Origin of the sequence: Mesorhizobium sp. CA13, from assembly GCF_020165235.1 — a bacterium.
GTDB lineage: Bacteria > Pseudomonadota > Alphaproteobacteria > Rhizobiales > Rhizobiaceae > Mesorhizobium.
Genome location: NZ_JAIUHS010000002.1, coordinates 100,157 through 116,734, shown reverse-complemented (window position 1 = coordinate 116,734; position 16,578 = coordinate 100,157). Strand labels below are relative to the sequence as shown.

General features: G+C 62.6%; 17 protein-coding genes. 8 read left to right on the top strand and 9 right to left on the bottom strand.

Annotated elements, in window-relative coordinates; translation table 11 throughout:
- Positions 1-4: 4 nt before the first annotated feature.
- The 3 genes from LB566_RS06100 to LB566_RS06090 all read right to left on the bottom strand — a co-directional run bounded on the left by LB566_RS06100 (position 5) and on the right by LB566_RS06090 (position 2,499).
- On the bottom strand, positions 5-499 hold the full coding sequence (locus LB566_RS06100; protein ID WP_224623739.1) for a YegJ family protein: 495 nt from the start codon (positions 497-499) through the stop codon (positions 5-7).
- Positions 500-648: 149 nt separating this feature from the next.
- On the bottom strand, positions 649-1,170 hold the full coding sequence (locus tag LB566_RS06095; protein WP_224623738.1) for a hypothetical protein: 522 nt from the start codon (positions 1,168-1,170) through the stop codon (positions 649-651).
- A 198-nt stretch (positions 1,171-1,368) separates the two neighbouring features.
- Positions 1,369-2,499: a hypothetical protein gene (locus tag LB566_RS06090; protein ID WP_224623737.1), complete on the bottom strand. Its 1,131-nt coding sequence runs from the start codon at positions 2,497-2,499 to the stop codon at positions 1,369-1,371.
- Between the two features lie 793 nt (positions 2,500-3,292).
- Between LB566_RS06090 and LB566_RS06085 the strand changes: the two genes are divergently transcribed.
- Together LB566_RS06085 and LB566_RS06080 are read left to right on the top strand one after the other, a co-directional pair.
- Positions 3,293-4,231, top strand: coding sequence for a diacylglycerol/lipid kinase family protein (locus LB566_RS06085; RefSeq protein WP_224623736.1), 939 nt, complete (start codon positions 3,293-3,295; stop codon positions 4,229-4,231).
- Between the two features lie 127 nt (positions 4,232-4,358).
- On the top strand, positions 4,359-4,781 hold the full coding sequence (locus LB566_RS06080) for a GNAT family acetyltransferase (protein WP_224623735.1): 423 nt from the start codon (positions 4,359-4,361) through the stop codon (positions 4,779-4,781).
- 101 nt (positions 4,782-4,882) lie between these two features.
- On the opposite strand, the gene LB566_RS06075 is transcribed toward LB566_RS06080, so the two are convergent.
- Together LB566_RS06075 and LB566_RS06070 are read right to left on the bottom strand one after the other, a co-directional pair.
- A complete protein-coding gene (locus LB566_RS06075) occupies positions 4,883-6,097 on the bottom strand; it encodes a mandelate racemase/muconate lactonizing enzyme family protein (RefSeq protein ID WP_224623734.1) in 1,215 nt (404 codons plus the stop codon).
- Positions 6,094-7,710, bottom strand: coding sequence for a GMC family oxidoreductase (locus LB566_RS06070; protein WP_224623733.1), 1,617 nt, complete (start codon positions 7,708-7,710; stop codon positions 6,094-6,096). Before LB566_RS06070 ends, LB566_RS06075 begins: the two co-directional genes overlap by 4 nt.
- Before the next feature lie 206 nt (positions 7,711-7,916).
- Between LB566_RS06070 and LB566_RS06065 the strand changes: the two genes are divergently transcribed.
- Positions 7,917-8,858: a phosphoribosylaminoimidazolesuccinocarboxamide synthase gene (locus LB566_RS06065; RefSeq protein ID WP_224623732.1), complete on the top strand. Its 942-nt coding sequence runs from the start codon at positions 7,917-7,919 to the stop codon at positions 8,856-8,858.
- A 139-nt stretch (positions 8,859-8,997) separates the two neighbouring features.
- Positions 8,998-9,393 carry an acyl-CoA thioesterase gene (locus LB566_RS06060; RefSeq protein ID WP_140549903.1) on the top strand — a complete coding sequence of 132 codons (396 nt, stop codon included), beginning with the start codon at positions 8,998-9,000 and terminating at the stop codon, positions 9,391-9,393.
- A gap of 94 nt (positions 9,394-9,487) precedes the next feature.
- Here the strand turns inward: LB566_RS06060 and LB566_RS06055 are convergent, their stop codons facing one another.
- Positions 9,488-9,856, bottom strand: coding sequence for a winged helix-turn-helix transcriptional regulator (locus LB566_RS06055; RefSeq protein WP_181165214.1), 369 nt, complete (start codon positions 9,854-9,856; stop codon positions 9,488-9,490).
- Positions 9,857-9,959: 103 nt separating this feature from the next.
- Between LB566_RS06055 and LB566_RS06050 the strand changes: the two genes are divergently transcribed.
- Positions 9,960-10,565: an NADPH-dependent FMN reductase gene (locus LB566_RS06050; RefSeq protein WP_140549905.1), complete on the top strand. Its 606-nt coding sequence runs from the start codon at positions 9,960-9,962 to the stop codon at positions 10,563-10,565.
- 176 nt (positions 10,566-10,741) lie between these two features.
- Here LB566_RS06050 and LB566_RS06045 read toward each other — a convergent pair whose 3' ends face one another.
- Both LB566_RS06045 and LB566_RS06040 read right to left on the bottom strand, forming a co-directional pair.
- A complete protein-coding gene (locus LB566_RS06045; protein WP_181172398.1) occupies positions 10,742-11,263 on the bottom strand; it encodes a hypothetical protein in 522 nt (173 codons plus the stop codon).
- Between the two features lie 157 nt (positions 11,264-11,420).
- Positions 11,421-11,813: a gamma-glutamylcyclotransferase family protein gene (locus LB566_RS06040; protein ID WP_318012827.1), complete on the bottom strand. Its 393-nt coding sequence runs from the start codon at positions 11,811-11,813 to the stop codon at positions 11,421-11,423.
- 295 nt (positions 11,814-12,108) lie between these two features.
- On the opposite strand from LB566_RS06040, the gene LB566_RS06035 reads away from it, so the two are divergent.
- Positions 12,109-12,987, top strand: coding sequence for a DMT family transporter (locus tag LB566_RS06035; protein WP_224624106.1), 879 nt, complete (start codon positions 12,109-12,111; stop codon positions 12,985-12,987).
- A 108-nt stretch (positions 12,988-13,095) separates the two neighbouring features.
- Here the strand turns inward: LB566_RS06035 and LB566_RS06030 are convergent, their stop codons facing one another.
- On the bottom strand, positions 13,096-13,326 hold the full coding sequence (locus tag LB566_RS06030; protein WP_224623731.1) for a hypothetical protein: 231 nt from the start codon (positions 13,324-13,326) through the stop codon (positions 13,096-13,098).
- A 68-nt stretch (positions 13,327-13,394) separates the two neighbouring features.
- Here LB566_RS06030 and LB566_RS06025 point away from each other — a divergent pair, with 68 nt between their 5' ends.
- Together LB566_RS06025 and LB566_RS06020 are read left to right on the top strand one after the other, a co-directional pair.
- The gene (locus LB566_RS06025; RefSeq protein ID WP_318012826.1) at positions 13,395-14,819 is read left to right on the top strand and encodes a family 16 glycosylhydrolase; all 1,425 of its coding nucleotides are present in this window, start codon (positions 13,395-13,397) and stop codon (positions 14,817-14,819) included.
- 13 nt (positions 14,820-14,832) lie between these two features.
- A complete protein-coding gene (locus tag LB566_RS06020) occupies positions 14,833-16,578 on the top strand; it encodes a type I secretion system permease/ATPase (RefSeq protein ID WP_224623730.1) in 1,746 nt (581 codons plus the stop codon).

Below are 16,578 nucleotides of genomic sequence, written 5' to 3'. Positions count from 1 at the left end.
CCCGTCAGCAGTCGAAGCCGTACTTTTCGCGCATATCGTCCGCCTCTTCTTTCGACATTCGCTTCAACATCACGCAGATCGTGAAGCTGCCGACCTGATGGCCGTCGCGCGTATATCCCCAGTCGGAAATGTCGTCCCTGGTGAATTCTATGTTCTGGCCGAGCACGACGTTGTGCACTGCCTCCGGCTCATTGGCCAATATGCCGACAAACCCTGTCCCGGCGCGGCGGAACGGTATGACCCAGAAGTGCTCGGTGACATGCCCCTCCCGCACCTTGACCTTCAATTTGAACCTGTTCGTGCCGGAGGGAGGCATTTCGGACAGTGCCAGGAATTCATCCAGGCCGGCGAGCGCCTGCTTGGTCGCCGCAGCCATGTCGGGATCGCCCGGAGCGAAGATGATCCCCTTGTCGTCACCTGGATCCACGCCTTGCGCGCCGACCGATCCCGGAGCAAGCGCCAGCATCAAGGCAGCCGCAGTTCGGACCGCTGGTTTCATGGAAGGCCCCCCTTCATCATTGCGGTCGACACAATGCTGCATTCCTATCCAGCTTGCAACCCTGGCGCGAGTTTGCCCCTTCAGATCCAAGGTGGCGGCGACCGATGACAAGACCGGCATTGGTGACGCCGGTGAAGAAGGCTTCGTCCCTACAGCTTGCTCGGCACCAGGCCAGCCAGCCAGTTGGCCGACCGCTTGGCCATGTCGGCGGTTGCCGATACGGCGCGGCCAAGATCGGTCTTGACGACGGCATAGCCGTTTTTCGTGCGATAGAGCACGCCGGTGCCGCCATCGACCACCTGTTCATAGGCGACCGGCCGCGCGGCGGCCGCTTCCATCGCCGTCGTGGGCGAGCCGACCGGGACGGTCGGCCTGTGGCTCAGTTCGGGCGGCAGCGGGCTCGTCGGTTCAACGGCGCGGCTGGCGGGCGTCAGCTCCGGGCGCGAAGCGGTCGTGGCCAGTTGCGAGGAGGACGCGGAACCTTTCGCGCGGCAGATGCCAGAGACGAGCGGATAGTTGAAATTGCGCTCGTGCAGCATCTGGCTCTTCATAGCCGCCTCGCACTCGGCGATGGTCGACCACTTGGCCGGCGTCTCGCCGATATATTCGCAAAGCTTGGCGTCGCAGTCGCAGCCGACGATGGTCATGGCGACAAGGGCGGTCTTGATCACGGTCTCGTCCCCTCGATGTGCCCCTCGGCAGCCATTCAGATGCATGTCGCGACCCATTGGGTGCGGCCCGCGGGCACGCTTTGGGCGACATGCGACAGTCCATCGCGCGCGAACAAGGCGGGATTTGGCCGCGATTGTGGAATGAGCATGGCGGGGCGCTCGACACAGCCGTTCTCCGCGCACCGTGGCCGAAAGGCCTCAGTAGTCGTAGACGTGCTCCAGCCTGGCGCCTGATTTGATCAGCGCCGGCAATACCAGATGCAGCTTGGGTACGGCTACGACCATGCCGGTGCGGCGTGTCGATGGATCGGCCGGCAGCGGATAGCTGAACAGGATGCGCATGCCTTCGGGGACGGCGATCGAATCCGTGGAGAGCACGGTGACCATGATCTCGTCATTGCCGCCGATTTCGACGAATGAGACGCCCTTGTCGATCAGGCGCGGGATCATGTCGGTGAACACCTGATAGCGCTTGGTGACGAAAACGGTGCCGTCGGGGCCGTAGTCGCGTTCGAGCAAGGTGTCGGCTTCGTTGCGCGTCGCTTCGCCGACCGGCCCCTTGGCCCAGACATGGATGTCGAGGAAGGCCGGATCGGGCGTTGCCGCGAGTGCCTGCCTGATCAGGTCGGCATAGAACTGCTTGATAGTGTCGGCGAGGCCGAAGGCAAGCTTTCGTTCGCTGGAGCGCACGGCGCTGTCGCCCGGCGCCGGCTGGACGGCGAAAAGCCCGGCGCGCTTCTCGGCATAGGGAAACTGGTACCACGGCCCTTGGTCGAGGAAGGCGGCGTATTCGGCCGCCACCTTGCCCTGGTAGATGTCAGTCGCCGTGCGTCTGCCCGCAATCGCCTCGGTGATGCGGCCGACCGTGTTTTCATAAGCCCATTGCAGGGCATGCTCAATCGTGTGGCTGGTGCCGATGACGACCGGCATCTGGTGGTTGGCGTAGTTGAATTTATAGGCGGAGCTGGCGCGGATCACCATGGCGTAGTCCTGCCAGAAGCGGCCGACATAGGCGAAGCAAGGAAAGCCGCTCGGCTGGTCCTTGGCGACGAAACCGGCATATTCGCGCGCGGCATAGACGATGGCCCATTCCGGGTAGGTGAGAAAGGTCGATTCCTGCGGCCGCTGGTAGCCGGGGATTTCGGCGCGCACCCTGGCGGCGAGCGCCGACGGCGGCGCGCCTTCGGCGATGCCCGGCAACGGTGCCTTGTCCAGCGACGGCGTCGTCAGGAAACCGTAGGCCAGCCCGGCGATCGGGATCAGGACAATGATGACGATCAGCCAGAGGATCGTCCTGATGATACGCTTCATGAAGCGGAACAGGACCATGGCCGATCAGGCCGTGGCGGCGGCAAGCTTCTGGATCAATGTCATGAAGTGTCCCCCTTCAGCGAGCCCGCCTGCAAACGCAGGCGGGCTCTGACAAGGCGATACTAACCGATTTTGGCGCGCGGTGAAGCGGCGCCCGCAACTTCGCCGGGAAGGCGCCTGAGCGGGAGGAAAAAGACAGTCGGCGCCGGGATTTCTCCCAGCGCCTCCCTGTCAGACCAGGACACGGTCACGGCAGCAACTTCCCTAAAGTCGTCGCACCATGCCGGCCTTGATGTTGACGGTCCTGCCAGTCGCCGCCCGAAGGCCGCGCCCGTTCTAGACCACGCCGGTCTCCACCCTTGCGGGCTTTGCCCTGCGGCCATCGAAGGTTTTTGCCGTCCTTCATGGCAGCATCGGTCCGCCGTCGGCGTTGGCACGCTTTCCGCGGCCCCGTAGGTCTCGGCTTCCGTCCCTCGAAGCAGGCGAGCCTGCTCTCGCTTCGGGCCGTACGGGCCTCAGGAAATCCGCCTTTCACTTTCGCCTTTCGGCTGGGTGATCGGTAGCCGCCTGAGATGGGTTGAATTTACGCCGGGGAAGGGCCTTGGGGAATGGCCCTGAGGCTGTGGATAGCGGGATTATCGGGGACCATTGCCAGAAGCCCCGGAATTTTCAAGCTCCAAGGCCTTAGACAGCCTGCCCTGCTTTTTCAGTACGCGAACCGAGAGCGCCTATTGCTCCGCCAACGGGCGCGGGCTTCAATGCCGGCAAAGGATCGGGCCGCGTGCTCGGCGCCTTGCGGGGAGGATGCGCATTGAAGGTCGGGGTGGTGCTCAATCCGATTGCCGGCGGCGGCTGGCTGAAACGGCATTGGTCCGAGGTCGCCGTTTCGCTGAAAGACCACTTCGGCGAGTTCGAACTGCGCGAAACGCAGGCCGAAGGCGACGCCGAGCGGCTCGCGCTCGACCTCGCGGCAAACGGGTTCGACCTGGTGATCGCGGCCGGTGGCGACGGCACGGCGAGCGAGGTGGCCGACGGGCTGCTGCAGGCCTCGATGGAAAACGGCCGCGCGCCCGAACTCGGCCTGCTGCCGTGCGGCACGGGTATCGACTTGGCGCGCGGGCTCGGCCTGCCGAAGGAGGTGGATGCGACGCTGAAGCGGATCGCCGGGGCCAAGGGCAGGGCGGTCGATGCAGGACGCATCTGCTATATCGACGACCATGGCGCGCTGGCCAGCCGGCACTTCGTCAACATTGCGAGCCTGGGGCTCTCTGGCGCGACCGATCGGGCCGTCAATGCGGACAAGCGCAAGGGCAAGGTTGCGGCCAAGACGTTGTTCCTGTGGCGCACCGTGGTCGAATTCGCCCGCTACCGGTTCCAGGATGTGACGATTTCGGTCGACGATGGCGCCCCGGTCGAGGCGCGAATGGCGCTGGTGGCGGTGGCCAACGGCAAATTCTTCGGCGGCGGAATGATGATCGCGCCGGACGCCGACCTGACCGACGGCCAATTCGACATCGTCATCCTGCGCGCGGCCAGCAAGCTGAAGCTGATCTGGGATATCCGCCTGCTCTATGGCGGCAGGCATCGCAACCATCCGGCCATTACCATATTGCGCGGCAGGAAAGTGGTGGTCGAACCGCTGGGCGACGTGGAAAAGAACGGCGCGCTGGTCGACATCGACGGCGAGTCGCCTGGGCGCATACCGGCGACCTTCGAGATCCTGCCCGGCGCGCTGACCCTCAGATATTGAATCAAGACGTTGAGGGACTGATTCAGGTCGTTGCGGCCGTGATTCCAACGATCCATTTAAGGTTCTGAAATCGCCCGATAATCTACCCTGTTTCAGGCTTCAATCAGATCAGCTGGAATGGACGCGAATGTTCTCGATCATTGAATACACCGACAGTCATTTTGACGGAGTTGATGCGCTTTGGCAGGACGCATTCCCCAATGACACCCCTTGGAACGCCGCTCGTAGTTCGATCCCCGAGAAGCTGAGGCATCAGCCGACCCTCCTTTTGGTCGTACTCGAATCTGGTCGGGTCGTTGGTTCGATCATGGCCGGATATGATGGCCACCGGGGCTGGATTTCCCGCATCGCCGTCCTGCAATCCCATCGCCGCAAAGGGATCGGCGAGGCTCTCATCCAGGAAGCCGAACGGCGGCTCGCCGCCCTTGGCTGCGTAAAGATCAACCTCCAAGTTGTCGCTTCCAATTCAGAGGTTCTGGGGTTCTACCACAAATGCGGGTATGAGGTTGAGGAGCGCGTGAGCATGAGCAAACTGCTCCCCAAAGCCTGATCTGGTCGCAGAGCGCCGATCCTATCCGATCCTTGGTGCCTTGCCGCTGAACATGCTGTAGGTGACCGGCCGCATGGTGAAGCCCGCCGTCCGGCGCTCGTTCACGGCATCAGCGGCGTTTGCATCATCTGCAAATGCAGGTCCTTGCCGGTGTAGGGATGGGCGTCGCAGACAGCCTCGTTGAGCTCGACGCCGAGGCCGGGTTCCTTCGACGGGATGACGTTGCCGTCCTGCCACTCGATCTTCTTCTTGAGCAGCGTGGCGTGAAAACCGTCCCATTGCTTCAGTGATTCCAGGATCAGGAAGTTGGGCAATGTCACCGCCAGCTGGATGTTGGCGGCGCCGACGATCGGTCCGCAATAGCAATGCGGTGCGATCTGGATGTGGTAGGCCTCGGCCATGGCGGCGATCTTCTTGGTTTCGAGAATGCCGCCGGAGCGGCCGAGGTCCGGCTGCAATATGGTCGCGGCCCGGTTCTCGATGACGCGGGCGAACTCGAACTTGGTCGTCAGCCGCTCGCCGGTGGCGATCGGGATGGAGGTCGCGCGTGCGACTTGCGCCATCACCTCGGGCATGTCGGGCGGCACCGGCTCCTCGAACCACAAGGGGTCATAGGGCTCGATGGCGCGCGCCAGGCGGAGGGCGCCGGAGGCGGTGAACTGGCCATGCGTGCCGAACAATATGTCGGCGCGGGTGCCCACCGCCTCGCGGATCGCCTTGATCATGCGGGTCGAGACGTCGATGTCGAGCAGGCGCGGCTGGTGGCCGTCAAAGGCGGTGTAGGGACCGGCCGGGTCGAGCTTGACGGCATTGAAACCCTGCTCGACATATTCGAGCGCGCAGGCCGCCGCCATTTCGGGATCGTTGTAGACGTTCCTGCCGTCCGGGGCATCCTCGGAATGGACGCTGCCGGTATGCGGATAGAGATAGGTGTAGGAGCGCAGCGTCTCATGCACCTGGCCGCCGAGCAGCTTGTAGACGGGTTTGCCGGCTTCCTTGCCGATGATGTCCCAACAGGCCATTTCCAGCGCCGAGAAGCAGCCCATGCCGGACACATCGGGGCGCTGGGTGAATCCAGAGGAATAGGCGCGACGAAAGAAGTTCTCGATGTCATGCGGATCGCCGCCGACGAGATAGCGCTCGGCCATGTCCTCGATCATCCTGGCCGTGACATGGGCGGAGAAGGTGGCGTTATAAGCCTCGCCGTATCCCACCACACCGCCATCGGTGGTGAGCTTGACGAAGATGAAATACTTGCCGCCGATGCCGGGCGGGGGATTGCCGACAACCCAGGTCTTGACGTCGGTGATCTTCATTCTTGGTCCTCCAGAACCAGTTCGGCGCCTTTCCATCCGGTCAGGATCGAGGCGGCGTTGGTGTTGCCGGTGATGTTGTCGGGGAAGATCGAGGCGTCGATGACGCGCAAGCCTTCCAGCCCATGTACCTTGAGCCGCGGATCGACCACGGCGCGCGAGGGATCGGGTCCCATGCGGCAGGTCGAGACCGGATGATAGACGGTGCCGGAGCGTTTCCTGAAATCCGTGATCAGGTCGGCGTCCGAAGTGATTGACGGGCCTGGCAAAACCTCCTCGGCGATGATCTCCGCCAGGGCCGGCATCGAGGCGATCTTGCGCACGAATTTCACCGCCGCCAGCATCTCCTCGACATCGGCATTGGTCGAATAGGCGTTGGCGACGATCCTGGGATAGTCCAACGGATTGCTGGAGCGGATCATGATCTCGCCGCGGCTCGATGGGCGGCAATTGGACAGGCCGATGGAGAAGCCCGGCCAAGGGTCGGGAGTCAGGATCGGACGCTCGCCGCTCTTCGGGATCACGGTCGAAAACGCCTGGAAATAGAGCTGCATGTTGGGGCGCGAAAAGGCCGGGTCGGTGCGGAAGAAGCCGCCGCCATGATTCATCGACAGCGACAGCGGGCCGGAGCGCGTCAGGATGTATTGCATGCCGACCATGAGCTTGCCCCACCAGGGACGCAGGATCTGGTTGAGCGTCGGCAATTTGCCCTTGAAGGTGTAGTTGATGCCGACATGATCCTGCAGATTGGCGCCGACATTCTCGTTGGCGTGAATGATCGGGATGCCCAATCCCTTCAGCAGGGCTGACGGACCGACGCCTGAGAGTTGCAGAAGCTGCGGCGAGTTGATCGAGCCGGCCGACAGGATAATTTCGCGGCCGGCGCGGGCCGTCTTCGTCTGGCCGTTCTGCAGATATTCGATGCCGACCGCGCGCTTGCCTTCGAACAGGAGGCGGCTCGCCAGCGCGTTGGTCTCGACACGGACGTTTGCGCGCTTCATCGCCGGGCGCAGGAAGGCGCGCGCGGCCGACATGCGGCGGCCGTTGCGGGTCGAGATCTGGTAGATGCCGACGCCTTCCTGGGCAGCGCCATTGAAATCGGGATTGAACGGCAGTCCGGCCTGCTGGGCGGCGGCGAGGTAGCGCTTTGTCAGCGGGTGGACGGCATCAGACGTATCACTGATGTGCAGCGGGCCGCCAGTGCCGCGCCATCTGTCGGCCCCGGCCTGGTTGTCTTCCAGCGCCTTGAAGGCCGGCAGCAGGTCGTCGTAACCCCAACCACGATTGCCGGCATCGCGCCAGTCGTCGAAATCCTCACGCGCGCCCCTGATCCACACCATGGCGTTGATCGAGCTCGACCCGCCAAGCAGCTTGCCGCGCGGCCAGTGGTCGACATTGCCGCCAAGACCGGGATCAGCTTCCGTCTTGTAGTTCCAGTTGACCGTGGGGTCGAAGAAGGTCTTGCCATAGCCGAGCGGCATCTGCACGTAGAAGCGGCGGTCGCTGCCGCCGGCTTCGAGCACTAGCACGGAGAAACGGCCCGAGGCCGAGAGCTTGTTCGCCAACACCGAACCGGCCGAACCGGAGCCGACGATAATGAAGTCATAGGTCTGCATGATGGGTACGGCCGGCTCCGGAAATCTGGCCGCAGCCTAGACGGGGTGGGCTTGCCGCGTCGCTGGACCTTCCGGCATGCGTTGTGAAAAAAGCGACCGCGATGCCGGGTCCATTTGCGGGGGAACCCTTAACATCCCGCTTGATACGCATGGGGTCGACAGCTTATGCGAGGACATCGGCCACTCTGCGCAAGACAGGAGATCCCATGCGTGTCCTGTCGGATGCTTTCATTCCCGAACTGCCGGGTCACTACAAGGGCAAGGTCCGCGAGAATTACGACTTGCCGGACAACAGACGCATCATTATCGCCACAGACCGCCTCAGCGCCTTCGACACCATCCTGACCTCGATCCCGTTCAAGGGCGAAATCCTGACGCAGACGGCGCGGTACTGGTTCGAGGAAACCGCCGATATCTGCCCGAACCATGTTCTGGAATATCCCGACCCGAACGTCGTCGTCGGCACTAGGCTCGACATCCTTCCGGTCGAGATCGTCGTGCGCGGCTATCTGGCGGGAACCACCAGCACCTCGATCCTGACGCGCTACCGGCGTGGCGAACGGGACATGTACGGCATGCGCCTGCCGGACGGGCTACGCGACAATGAGAGGCTGGCCGAGCCCGTCATCACGCCGACCAGCAAGGCCACGCATGGCGGCCATGACGAGCCGCTGTCCAGGGCCGAGATCATCGAACAGGGCCTGCTCACGCAGGCGCAGTGGGACACCGTCTCGGATTACGCCTTGAACCTGTTCGCCCGCGGCCAGGCGCGCGCCGCCGAACGCGGCCTGATCCTCGCCGATACGAAGTACGAATTCGGCACCGACAAAAACAGGACGATCATCCTGGCCGACGAAATCCACACGCCCGACAGCAGCCGGTACTGGATCGCCGGGAGTTACGAACAGGCCCTGGCGAACGGCACGCGGCCGGAGAGTTTCGACAAGGATTTCATTCGCTCGTGGGTGACGGCGCGCTGCGACCCTTACAGGGAGCCTATTCCGGAAATCCCGGATGAGATCGTCGAACAGGCCTCCAAAGTCTATGCGCAGGCTTACGAGGCCATCACCGGCAAGGCGTTCGTCCCCGACGTTTCCGGGCATACCGTTCTGGATCGCATTCGAGCGAACCTCGAGCGCTATTTCTAGAACGCCGCGAGTCCTTGCGTGGGACGCGAAATGAAGGTCACAGCCGGCACGAGCCCGCGGATCGCGATCATCCCGCGTTGACGCGTTGGCGCCTTGACGATACGGGATCAGCAGCAGTCGATCTCTGGGGATATCTTGCATGGTGCACTACGCGGACGGACGGCCGGTCGGCGATCTGACGCTGCGCACGCTGGCCATGCCTTCGGACGCCAATGCCGCCGGCGACATTTTCGGCGGCTGGGTGATGGCGCAGATGGACCTTGCCTGCGGCATCCGCGCCGCCGAGCGCGCCAAGGGCCGGGTGGTGACGGCGGCGGTCAAGGAGATGTCGTTCGCCAAGCCGATGAAGATCGGTGACACGTTGTGCATCTACACCCATGTCGAGCGCGTCGGCCGCACCTCGATGACGCTCAAGGTCGAGGCTTGGGCGCAGCGCTATCTGTCCGACCTGATGGAAAAGGTCACGCATGCCGATTTCGTCATGGTGGCGCTGGACGGCGAGGGCAAGCCGAAGGCCGTTCCAGCCGAAAGCTAAAGCCTAGGACCGCTGTCAAACTGTCTTTCAGCCCTGCGGCGGCGGTGCAGGCACGAAGACAATCAGTCAACGATTGCTGAACGACTGTAGAATTTCAGCCATGCAGACCATCGAATTTCGCACGCGCGGCCCGCACGCGCGTGGTGTTCCTGCGCGCCCATTCGCCGAGCGCGCTGACGGGGACCAGCAGTTCATGGCCGAGTTCGGTCAGCTCGTAATCGACCCGCGGCGGAATGGTCGGGAACACGGTGCGGGTGACGAAACCGTCGCGTTCCAGCCCGCGCAAGGTGGTGGTCAGCATCTTCTGCGAGATGCCGCCGACAGCCGCGCGCAGCTCATTGAAGCGCAGCGGTCCGTCGCCGAGCTTGCCGACGACGAGCACGGTCCACTTGTCGCCGACGCGCTGCAGGATTTCCGAAACGGCACGGCAGTCTTCGGTGTTGTGCGGGTTCCTCAGTAACAAAAAGGTGCCTCCTTGCGCACGAAGTTGACAGGAACTCATATAGCCCCGGTATCCAAACGATACCAGTCTTACCTGCCCCGGAATTGCTTACCAGGAGAGCCCTATGTCCAAACCCAAGATCGCCATCATCGTCGGTTCGACACGCGCCGCGCGCTTCGCTGACGTGCCTACCCAGTGGATCGCCAAGATCGCCAAGTCGCATGCCGACATCGAGGTCGATGTCGTCGACCTGCGCGATTTCCCGATGCCTTTCTTCGACGAGGTCGCATCCTCCGCCTGGGTGCCGTCGACCAACGAGGTGGCGCAGCGCTGGCAGAAGAAGGTCGCCGAATATGACGGCTTCATCTTCACCGCCGCCGAGTACAATCACGGCCCCACGGCCGTGCTGAAGAACGCCATCGACTACGCCGCCAATGAATGGAACAAGAAGCCGGCCGGCTTCGTCGGCTATGGCAGCGTCGGCGGCGCCCGGGCCGTCGAACAGCTCCGCCTCCATGCGGTCGAATTGCAGATGGCGCCGGTCAAGTCGGCCGTCCATATCGCCTGGGGCGACTTCCTCGCCGTGCGTCAGGGCGAGAAGAAGCTCGAGGAGATCGAGCACCTGAACCAGGCCGCGACCGCGCTGGTCAACGACGTAGCCTGGTGGGCCAAGGCGCTGAAGAGCGCGCGCCAGGCCGACGCCATCGACGAGGAAATCAAGGCAGCCTGACCGTCTCGAAATCATCCTCCCAAGGATGTGGGGCGGCGCTTGCGCCGCCCTTTTTTGGTGTTGAGGGTTCCTACGCAGAAAGCCGAAGAGTTGCAGTTTCGATCGATTAATTCGCTTGCGACGGCGCCTGCGCAGGATAACAGCGCCGCCCAGCCATCGGCCCAAAATCGTGCGTGTCAAATGCCGGCGACCGCGAAAAGCCAGGCGAGGATATCGAACAACAAAAGAACGAGCGCGATCTGCAATGCTACCCGAAGCCGCTGGATGATGCGCCAGTTGCTGGCCATGTCCGCCTTGATGCGAAGGGCAAGCGCGCGCTGCATGGCCGATATCTTCAGCGGCCTGTCGCCATCGACATAGTGATGGAGCAGCTCTTCCGGATCGAAGCGGAACGTGTATTTGTGATAGGGCCAAAGCAGGAAGACGATCAGCCCGCCAATGCCGAACAGCAGGGCCACTGCGATCCAATCCCAGAGCCCGAGCCCGTCGGAAAGCGCCCTTGCGCCAAGCAACGAGTTTACAAACGCGGTGGCGAAGATGAGGCTGCCGGCGCGCGTGTTCATGTTCTCGACGAGGTTCTGCTGATGATTGAGGCCTCGCACTGCCTCCTGATAGATGAATGCCAGGCGAGGATCGTCGTCGGCGGGATCGCTTGCGACTGCCGTGTTGCTGTCTCTTGTGCCGGTACGTTCAGTCATCTGGATGCTCTCTGCCGCATCGGTGTGCGTCACCTTAGCTCAAAATCCCTCGCCGAAAAAAACCGCCGGAGCATCCGTGGCGAGGTGGATCACTTGGCGTCGCAGAAATGAGGGCCGAACCAGGCGGGAAACGCCATGCACTTTTCCTGGAAGGGTTCTAGCTGCCCGATGAACGCGTGAAGCGCCGATCATCGTAGTCCTCGAGATATCCGGAGTGGATCGGGGCGGCGAGATGCCGGGTCTTCATGTAGACATATGCCGAGACAGGCGCCCCGCCACCGACAGGCTCTGCTTCGATCAGCACGCGCAAATTTCCGGGCTTGCCGACGGATTCCATCCTGTCGAGGTTTGCCAAGGCGCGATCGTCCACAGCGTAGAGTTCGCCGCCGACCTGGAAGCCGACGCCTGGCTCATTGAACATCATCGGAGCGAAGCGAGGTCCTGCGATCAGCATCGGGAAGCGCTCTCGCGTCCTGTAGGCGCCCAGAAAGGCGGCGCCGGACAAACCCTCGCCGTGAAGGGGAAAGCCTTTCTTCAAGGTGCCAAACACGAAGAGTTTCCGCATCATGCGCAGGGAACGCCGGCCAAGCCTGGATGTTCATCTGTTTTCATCAACATTCGGGGCAGCGGAAGTGAGCAACACAGCGGAGTTCAGCATCGTATCTGGGCTGAGCCATGGAGCTGTGGAGATTGCTTTCGCGCGATCACGGACGGACACGGTTGGCCCTCCATATGGGCGGAGCTGCCATCTGGCTCGGCCATTCTGCCCTGATATATCCGGCTGCGTTCCATCACATGAGCAAAGCCCCGTGAAGTCGTCCAGCCTGGCAGGCGTCGTTTCCCCCATGATCCCGGTGCTGGTGTGCGCGCTCGGCATCTTCCTTCTGTCGGGAATGGATGCTGCGATGAAGATTCTGGTCATTGCCGTCGGCGTCTACAACACGGTGCTATGGCGCAGCATGCTGGCGACCGTAGTCGCGGGCGCCGGCTGGTCGGCAGGGTCGCGCGAATTTCCCGCCCTTTCCGTGCTGAGGCTGCATGCGCTGCGTGCCGTTGTTGTCGGCATTGTCCTGCTGTCGTTTTTCTGGGGCCTTGCCAGGCTGCCGCTGGCGGAGGCGATCGGTCTCAGCTTCGTGGCGCCGCTGTTTGCGCTCCTGCTGGCCGCGCTGTTGCTGGGCGAACGGATACAACGACAGGCGATCTGGGCATCGCTGGCCGGCATTGCCGGCGTCGCGATCATAATAGCCGGACAGTTCGGGCATGCGACCTATGCCGAGGATGCCCTGCTCGGCACGGCCGCCGTGTTGGTATCGACGGTGTTCTACGCTTACAATCTGATCCTCGCGCGGCAACAGGCGCTGCTGGCCAAGCCAATCGAGATCATGCTGTTCCAGAACCTTTGCGTTGCCGTCATCCTCGGTCTTGCGGCACCCTGGCTGGCCGTTGCGCTGCCGAGCGAGCTCTGGCTTCCTCTCGCCGGGGTGACGGCGTTGTCGCTCGCCGGCCAATTCCTGATGAGCTGGGCGTACGCGCGCGCCGAAGCGCAATATCTGATCCCGACCGAATACTCCGCCTTCATCTGGGCGATCGCGCTTGGCTGGTTCTTCTTCGACGAGGCGGTGACCTGGACCACGCTGGCGGGAGCGGGCCTCATCGTGGCCAGTTGCCTGATCGCCTCGCACTCGAACCCGAAGCTTTCCGAACCGATCGAAGCCGCGGTTTGACGGTCTTCCCCTGAGACAAATAGCGGGCACTGCGCCGCCGGCCCGAGGCCTGTTCCCTCGCTCGATGCGCCAGCCCTGGAATTCGCCCATTGCTCCAGAGCGGCAATGTTACGGCCCGCCAGAAAGCCGGAATCGCCTTTTTTGACCTACGCCAGGCGTGGCGGCAAATATATTGCCGTTTTTCTCGGTATAAGTGAGAATTTTATTAAAAGTTTTACTGATTTCATTACGATCCATAGACCATTTTCTGGCCTGTAGTGCTTTCGTGTCAAAAAATTTCATCCTACAGCCGATGTAATGCTGAACTGTGTGGCAAGCTCCTGGAACGACATCGTGCATGGCAACGTTGCTCCGTGAGCGGTTGCCGTTTCGAATGACCTGAACAGGCGCGAGGAAAGGATTTCCTGATGAGCACCGTCGTGAACGCCAAAGGCATTCCTCTCCCCTATACGGGCACGTCCGCCCATTGGTTCTCGGCGACCGGATCCGGGCCGGAACTGCACGGCACATCCGGCAACGATTCCTTCTGGGGGGACGCCAGCGTCAACGTCACCATCTATGGCGGTGCGGGCGACGATTATTACCACCTCTATTCCACGAACAACAAGGTGGTGGAGGATCCCGGGGCTGGCATCGACACGATCGACACATGGATGAGCTACAAGCTCCCCGAAAATTTCGAGAACCTCGTCGTCACCGGCGCTAATCGCTATGCGTTCGGAAATGCGTTGGACAACATCGTCAAGGGCGGCTCCGGCCATCAGACACTGGATGGCGGCCAGGGCAACGACGTGCTGATTGGCGGCGGCGGCGCCGACACTTTCATCATCACCAAGGGCAACGGAAGCGACCTGATCACCGATTTCGGCGCCGACGACACAGTCCGCCTCAATGGCTACGATTTCATGTCGTTTGATGACGTCAAGGCCCATATGACCCAGGCAGGAGCGAACCTCTTGCTGAACCTCGGATCCGACGAGGTGCTGGTGTTCAACAACACGACGGTGGACAAGCTGGCGCCCAGCCAGTTCGAACTGCCGATCGACAAGTCAGGAATGACGCTGTCCTTTTCGGACGACTTCAACACGCTCAGTCTTTGGAACGGCCATGACGGCACCTGGAATTCCAACTTCTGGTGGGGTGCGCCGAACGGAAGCACGTTGAGCAGCAATGGGGAACTGCAATGGTACATCGACGCCAATTACGGCCCGACCAGTTCAGTGCATCCGTTCAACGTGGAAAACGGGGTCCTCACCATCACCGCGGCGCAGGCGCCGGCAGACATCAAGCCCCTGATCAACAATTACGAATACACCTCGGGCATCCTGACGACCCACGAAAGCTTCTCGCAAACCTACGGCTATTTCGAAATGCGGGCGGACCTGCCCGAAACGGCCGGAGCCTGGCCGGCCTTCTGGCTGCTGCCGCAAGACGGCTCGTGGCCGCCGGAGCTGGACGTCGTGGAAGCGCGCGGGCAGGATCCGAACACGCTCATCATGACGGCGCACTCCAACGAGACGGGACAGCACACCAAGGTCTCCTCCTCGGTGAATGTTTCGGACGCCGACGGCTTCCATACCTATGGCCTGCTGTGGACGCCGGATACGCTCGTCTGGACCTATGACGGCGTAAAGGTCGCCGAAGCCGCGACGCCATCCGACATGCACACGCCCATGTACATGCTGGCCAATCTCGCCGTGGGCGGTTTTGCCGGCGCGCCTCCCGATCATCTCGCCACGCCGGCGGAGATGAAGATCAACTATATCCGCGCCTACACGCTGGATGACCCGCAGCACCACCCGTTGGACGTCGCGGGCGACCACTCGGCCTAGGGAAATGCGGGAAATGATTGGACAATCAGGTCTACGGGCGGTCTTGTGGCGCGCCATCGCCGATGTCGGCGTTTTCTCGTTGCTGATCAACGTCCTGCTGCTCGTGATCCCGTTGTATCTGTTGCAGGTGTATGATCGGGTCCTGCCTTCTTCCAATGTCGAGACGCTTGTCTACCTGTCGATCATCGCGGTTCTCGCGCTAGCCTTTCTTGGTTTTCTGGACGCAGTGCGTTCCATTTACACGCAGCGCGTCGCGGCCAGCATCGACAGCAAGCTCGGTGCGCAGACGTTCGCCGCCTCGCTCGCGCCCAACCATGCCTCCGCAGGCCTGTCGCCATTGCGCGATCTCGCCTCGGTATGCGCCTTCATCAGATCGCGCGGCGTGGCGGTCCTGTTCGACCTGCCGTTTGCTCCCGTGTTCCTCGGCCTGCTCTACCTGATCCATCCCGTCCTGTTCTGGCTCACGCTGGCTGGCGTGGCGATGCTGCTTGCACTGGTCCTGGCAACCCAGCTTGCCGTCGGCAGGAACGACGCCTTGTTTTCACGACGTTCGGCGGTCGCCAGCCAGTCGGAGCAGGCCTTTGCCCGCAACGCGGAGACGCTGCGCGCCATGGGCATGGTCCAGAACGCCGCGCGGGCGTGGGGAAAGCACGTCGCCGAAGCGCTGATCGTTCACGACCGCGCGTCGACGGCCAATGCGATCTTCAGCGGAACGTCGCGTGCCGTGCGGATGATGCTGCAACTGGCGATACTGGGCGTGGGAGCATGGCTGGTCCTGCAAGGAAAGATGACGGCCGGGATGATCTTTGCATCCTCCCTGGTCTCGTCGCGCGCGCTGCAGCCGCTCGACCAGCTGATCGGCTCGTGGCGGCAGATCGTCGACGCCAGGCGATCGTGGAAACGGCTGGAGGCGACCCTTTCGGCGCATCCGACCGGGGCGCAAAAACTGGCCTTGCCTGATCCGTCAGGCGCGATTTCGGCGCAGGATCTGATCTACATCGCGCCAAATACGCCCGCCAGTCAGCCCATCGTCAAGAGGCTGAATTTCCATATCGGGGCCGGCGAGGCGGTGGCGATCGTGGGCCCGAGCGGAGCCGGTAAATCGACGCTCGCCAGATTGCTTGTCGGCGCGCTCCAACCGGTCAGCGGCTCGGTCAGGATCGACGGCGCGGACCTCAGGACCTGGGACGAAAAGCAGCTTGGAAGGCATATCGGCTATCTCGCGCAGGAGGTGGAACTTTTCCCGGGATCGATCGCGGAGAATGTCGGCCGCTTCGACCCCGACGCGGATGATGCCTCGATCGTCGAGGCGGCAAAGCGTGCCCAGGCCCATGACCTGATTTTGGCGCAGCGCGACGGCTACCAGACGATGATTGGCCCGTCTGACAGGGCGCTGTCGGGCGGCGAGCGCCAAAGGATCGGGCTGGCGCGCGCCCTCTACGGCAATCCCAGAATTCTCGTTCTGGACGAGCCCAACGCCCATCTCGACGGCGCCGGCGAGGCGGCGCTCGAAGCGGTGCTCTCTGCCGCGCGCGAGGCAGGGACTACCTTGATCGTTATCACACACCGCCCTTCGATGGCAGCGGCCTGCGACCGCGTGATGCTGCTGCGCGACGGTGCGATCGAAGCCTTCGGTCCGAGCAGTGATTTGCTGCGGCAGCCGCTCGCCGGCAATTCTCCCCAGCAGAATACGGTGGTGACGGGGTCGTTCGCCACGACGATCCGCAGCGCCCCGCAAAAAACCCGCTTTGGATCGTAG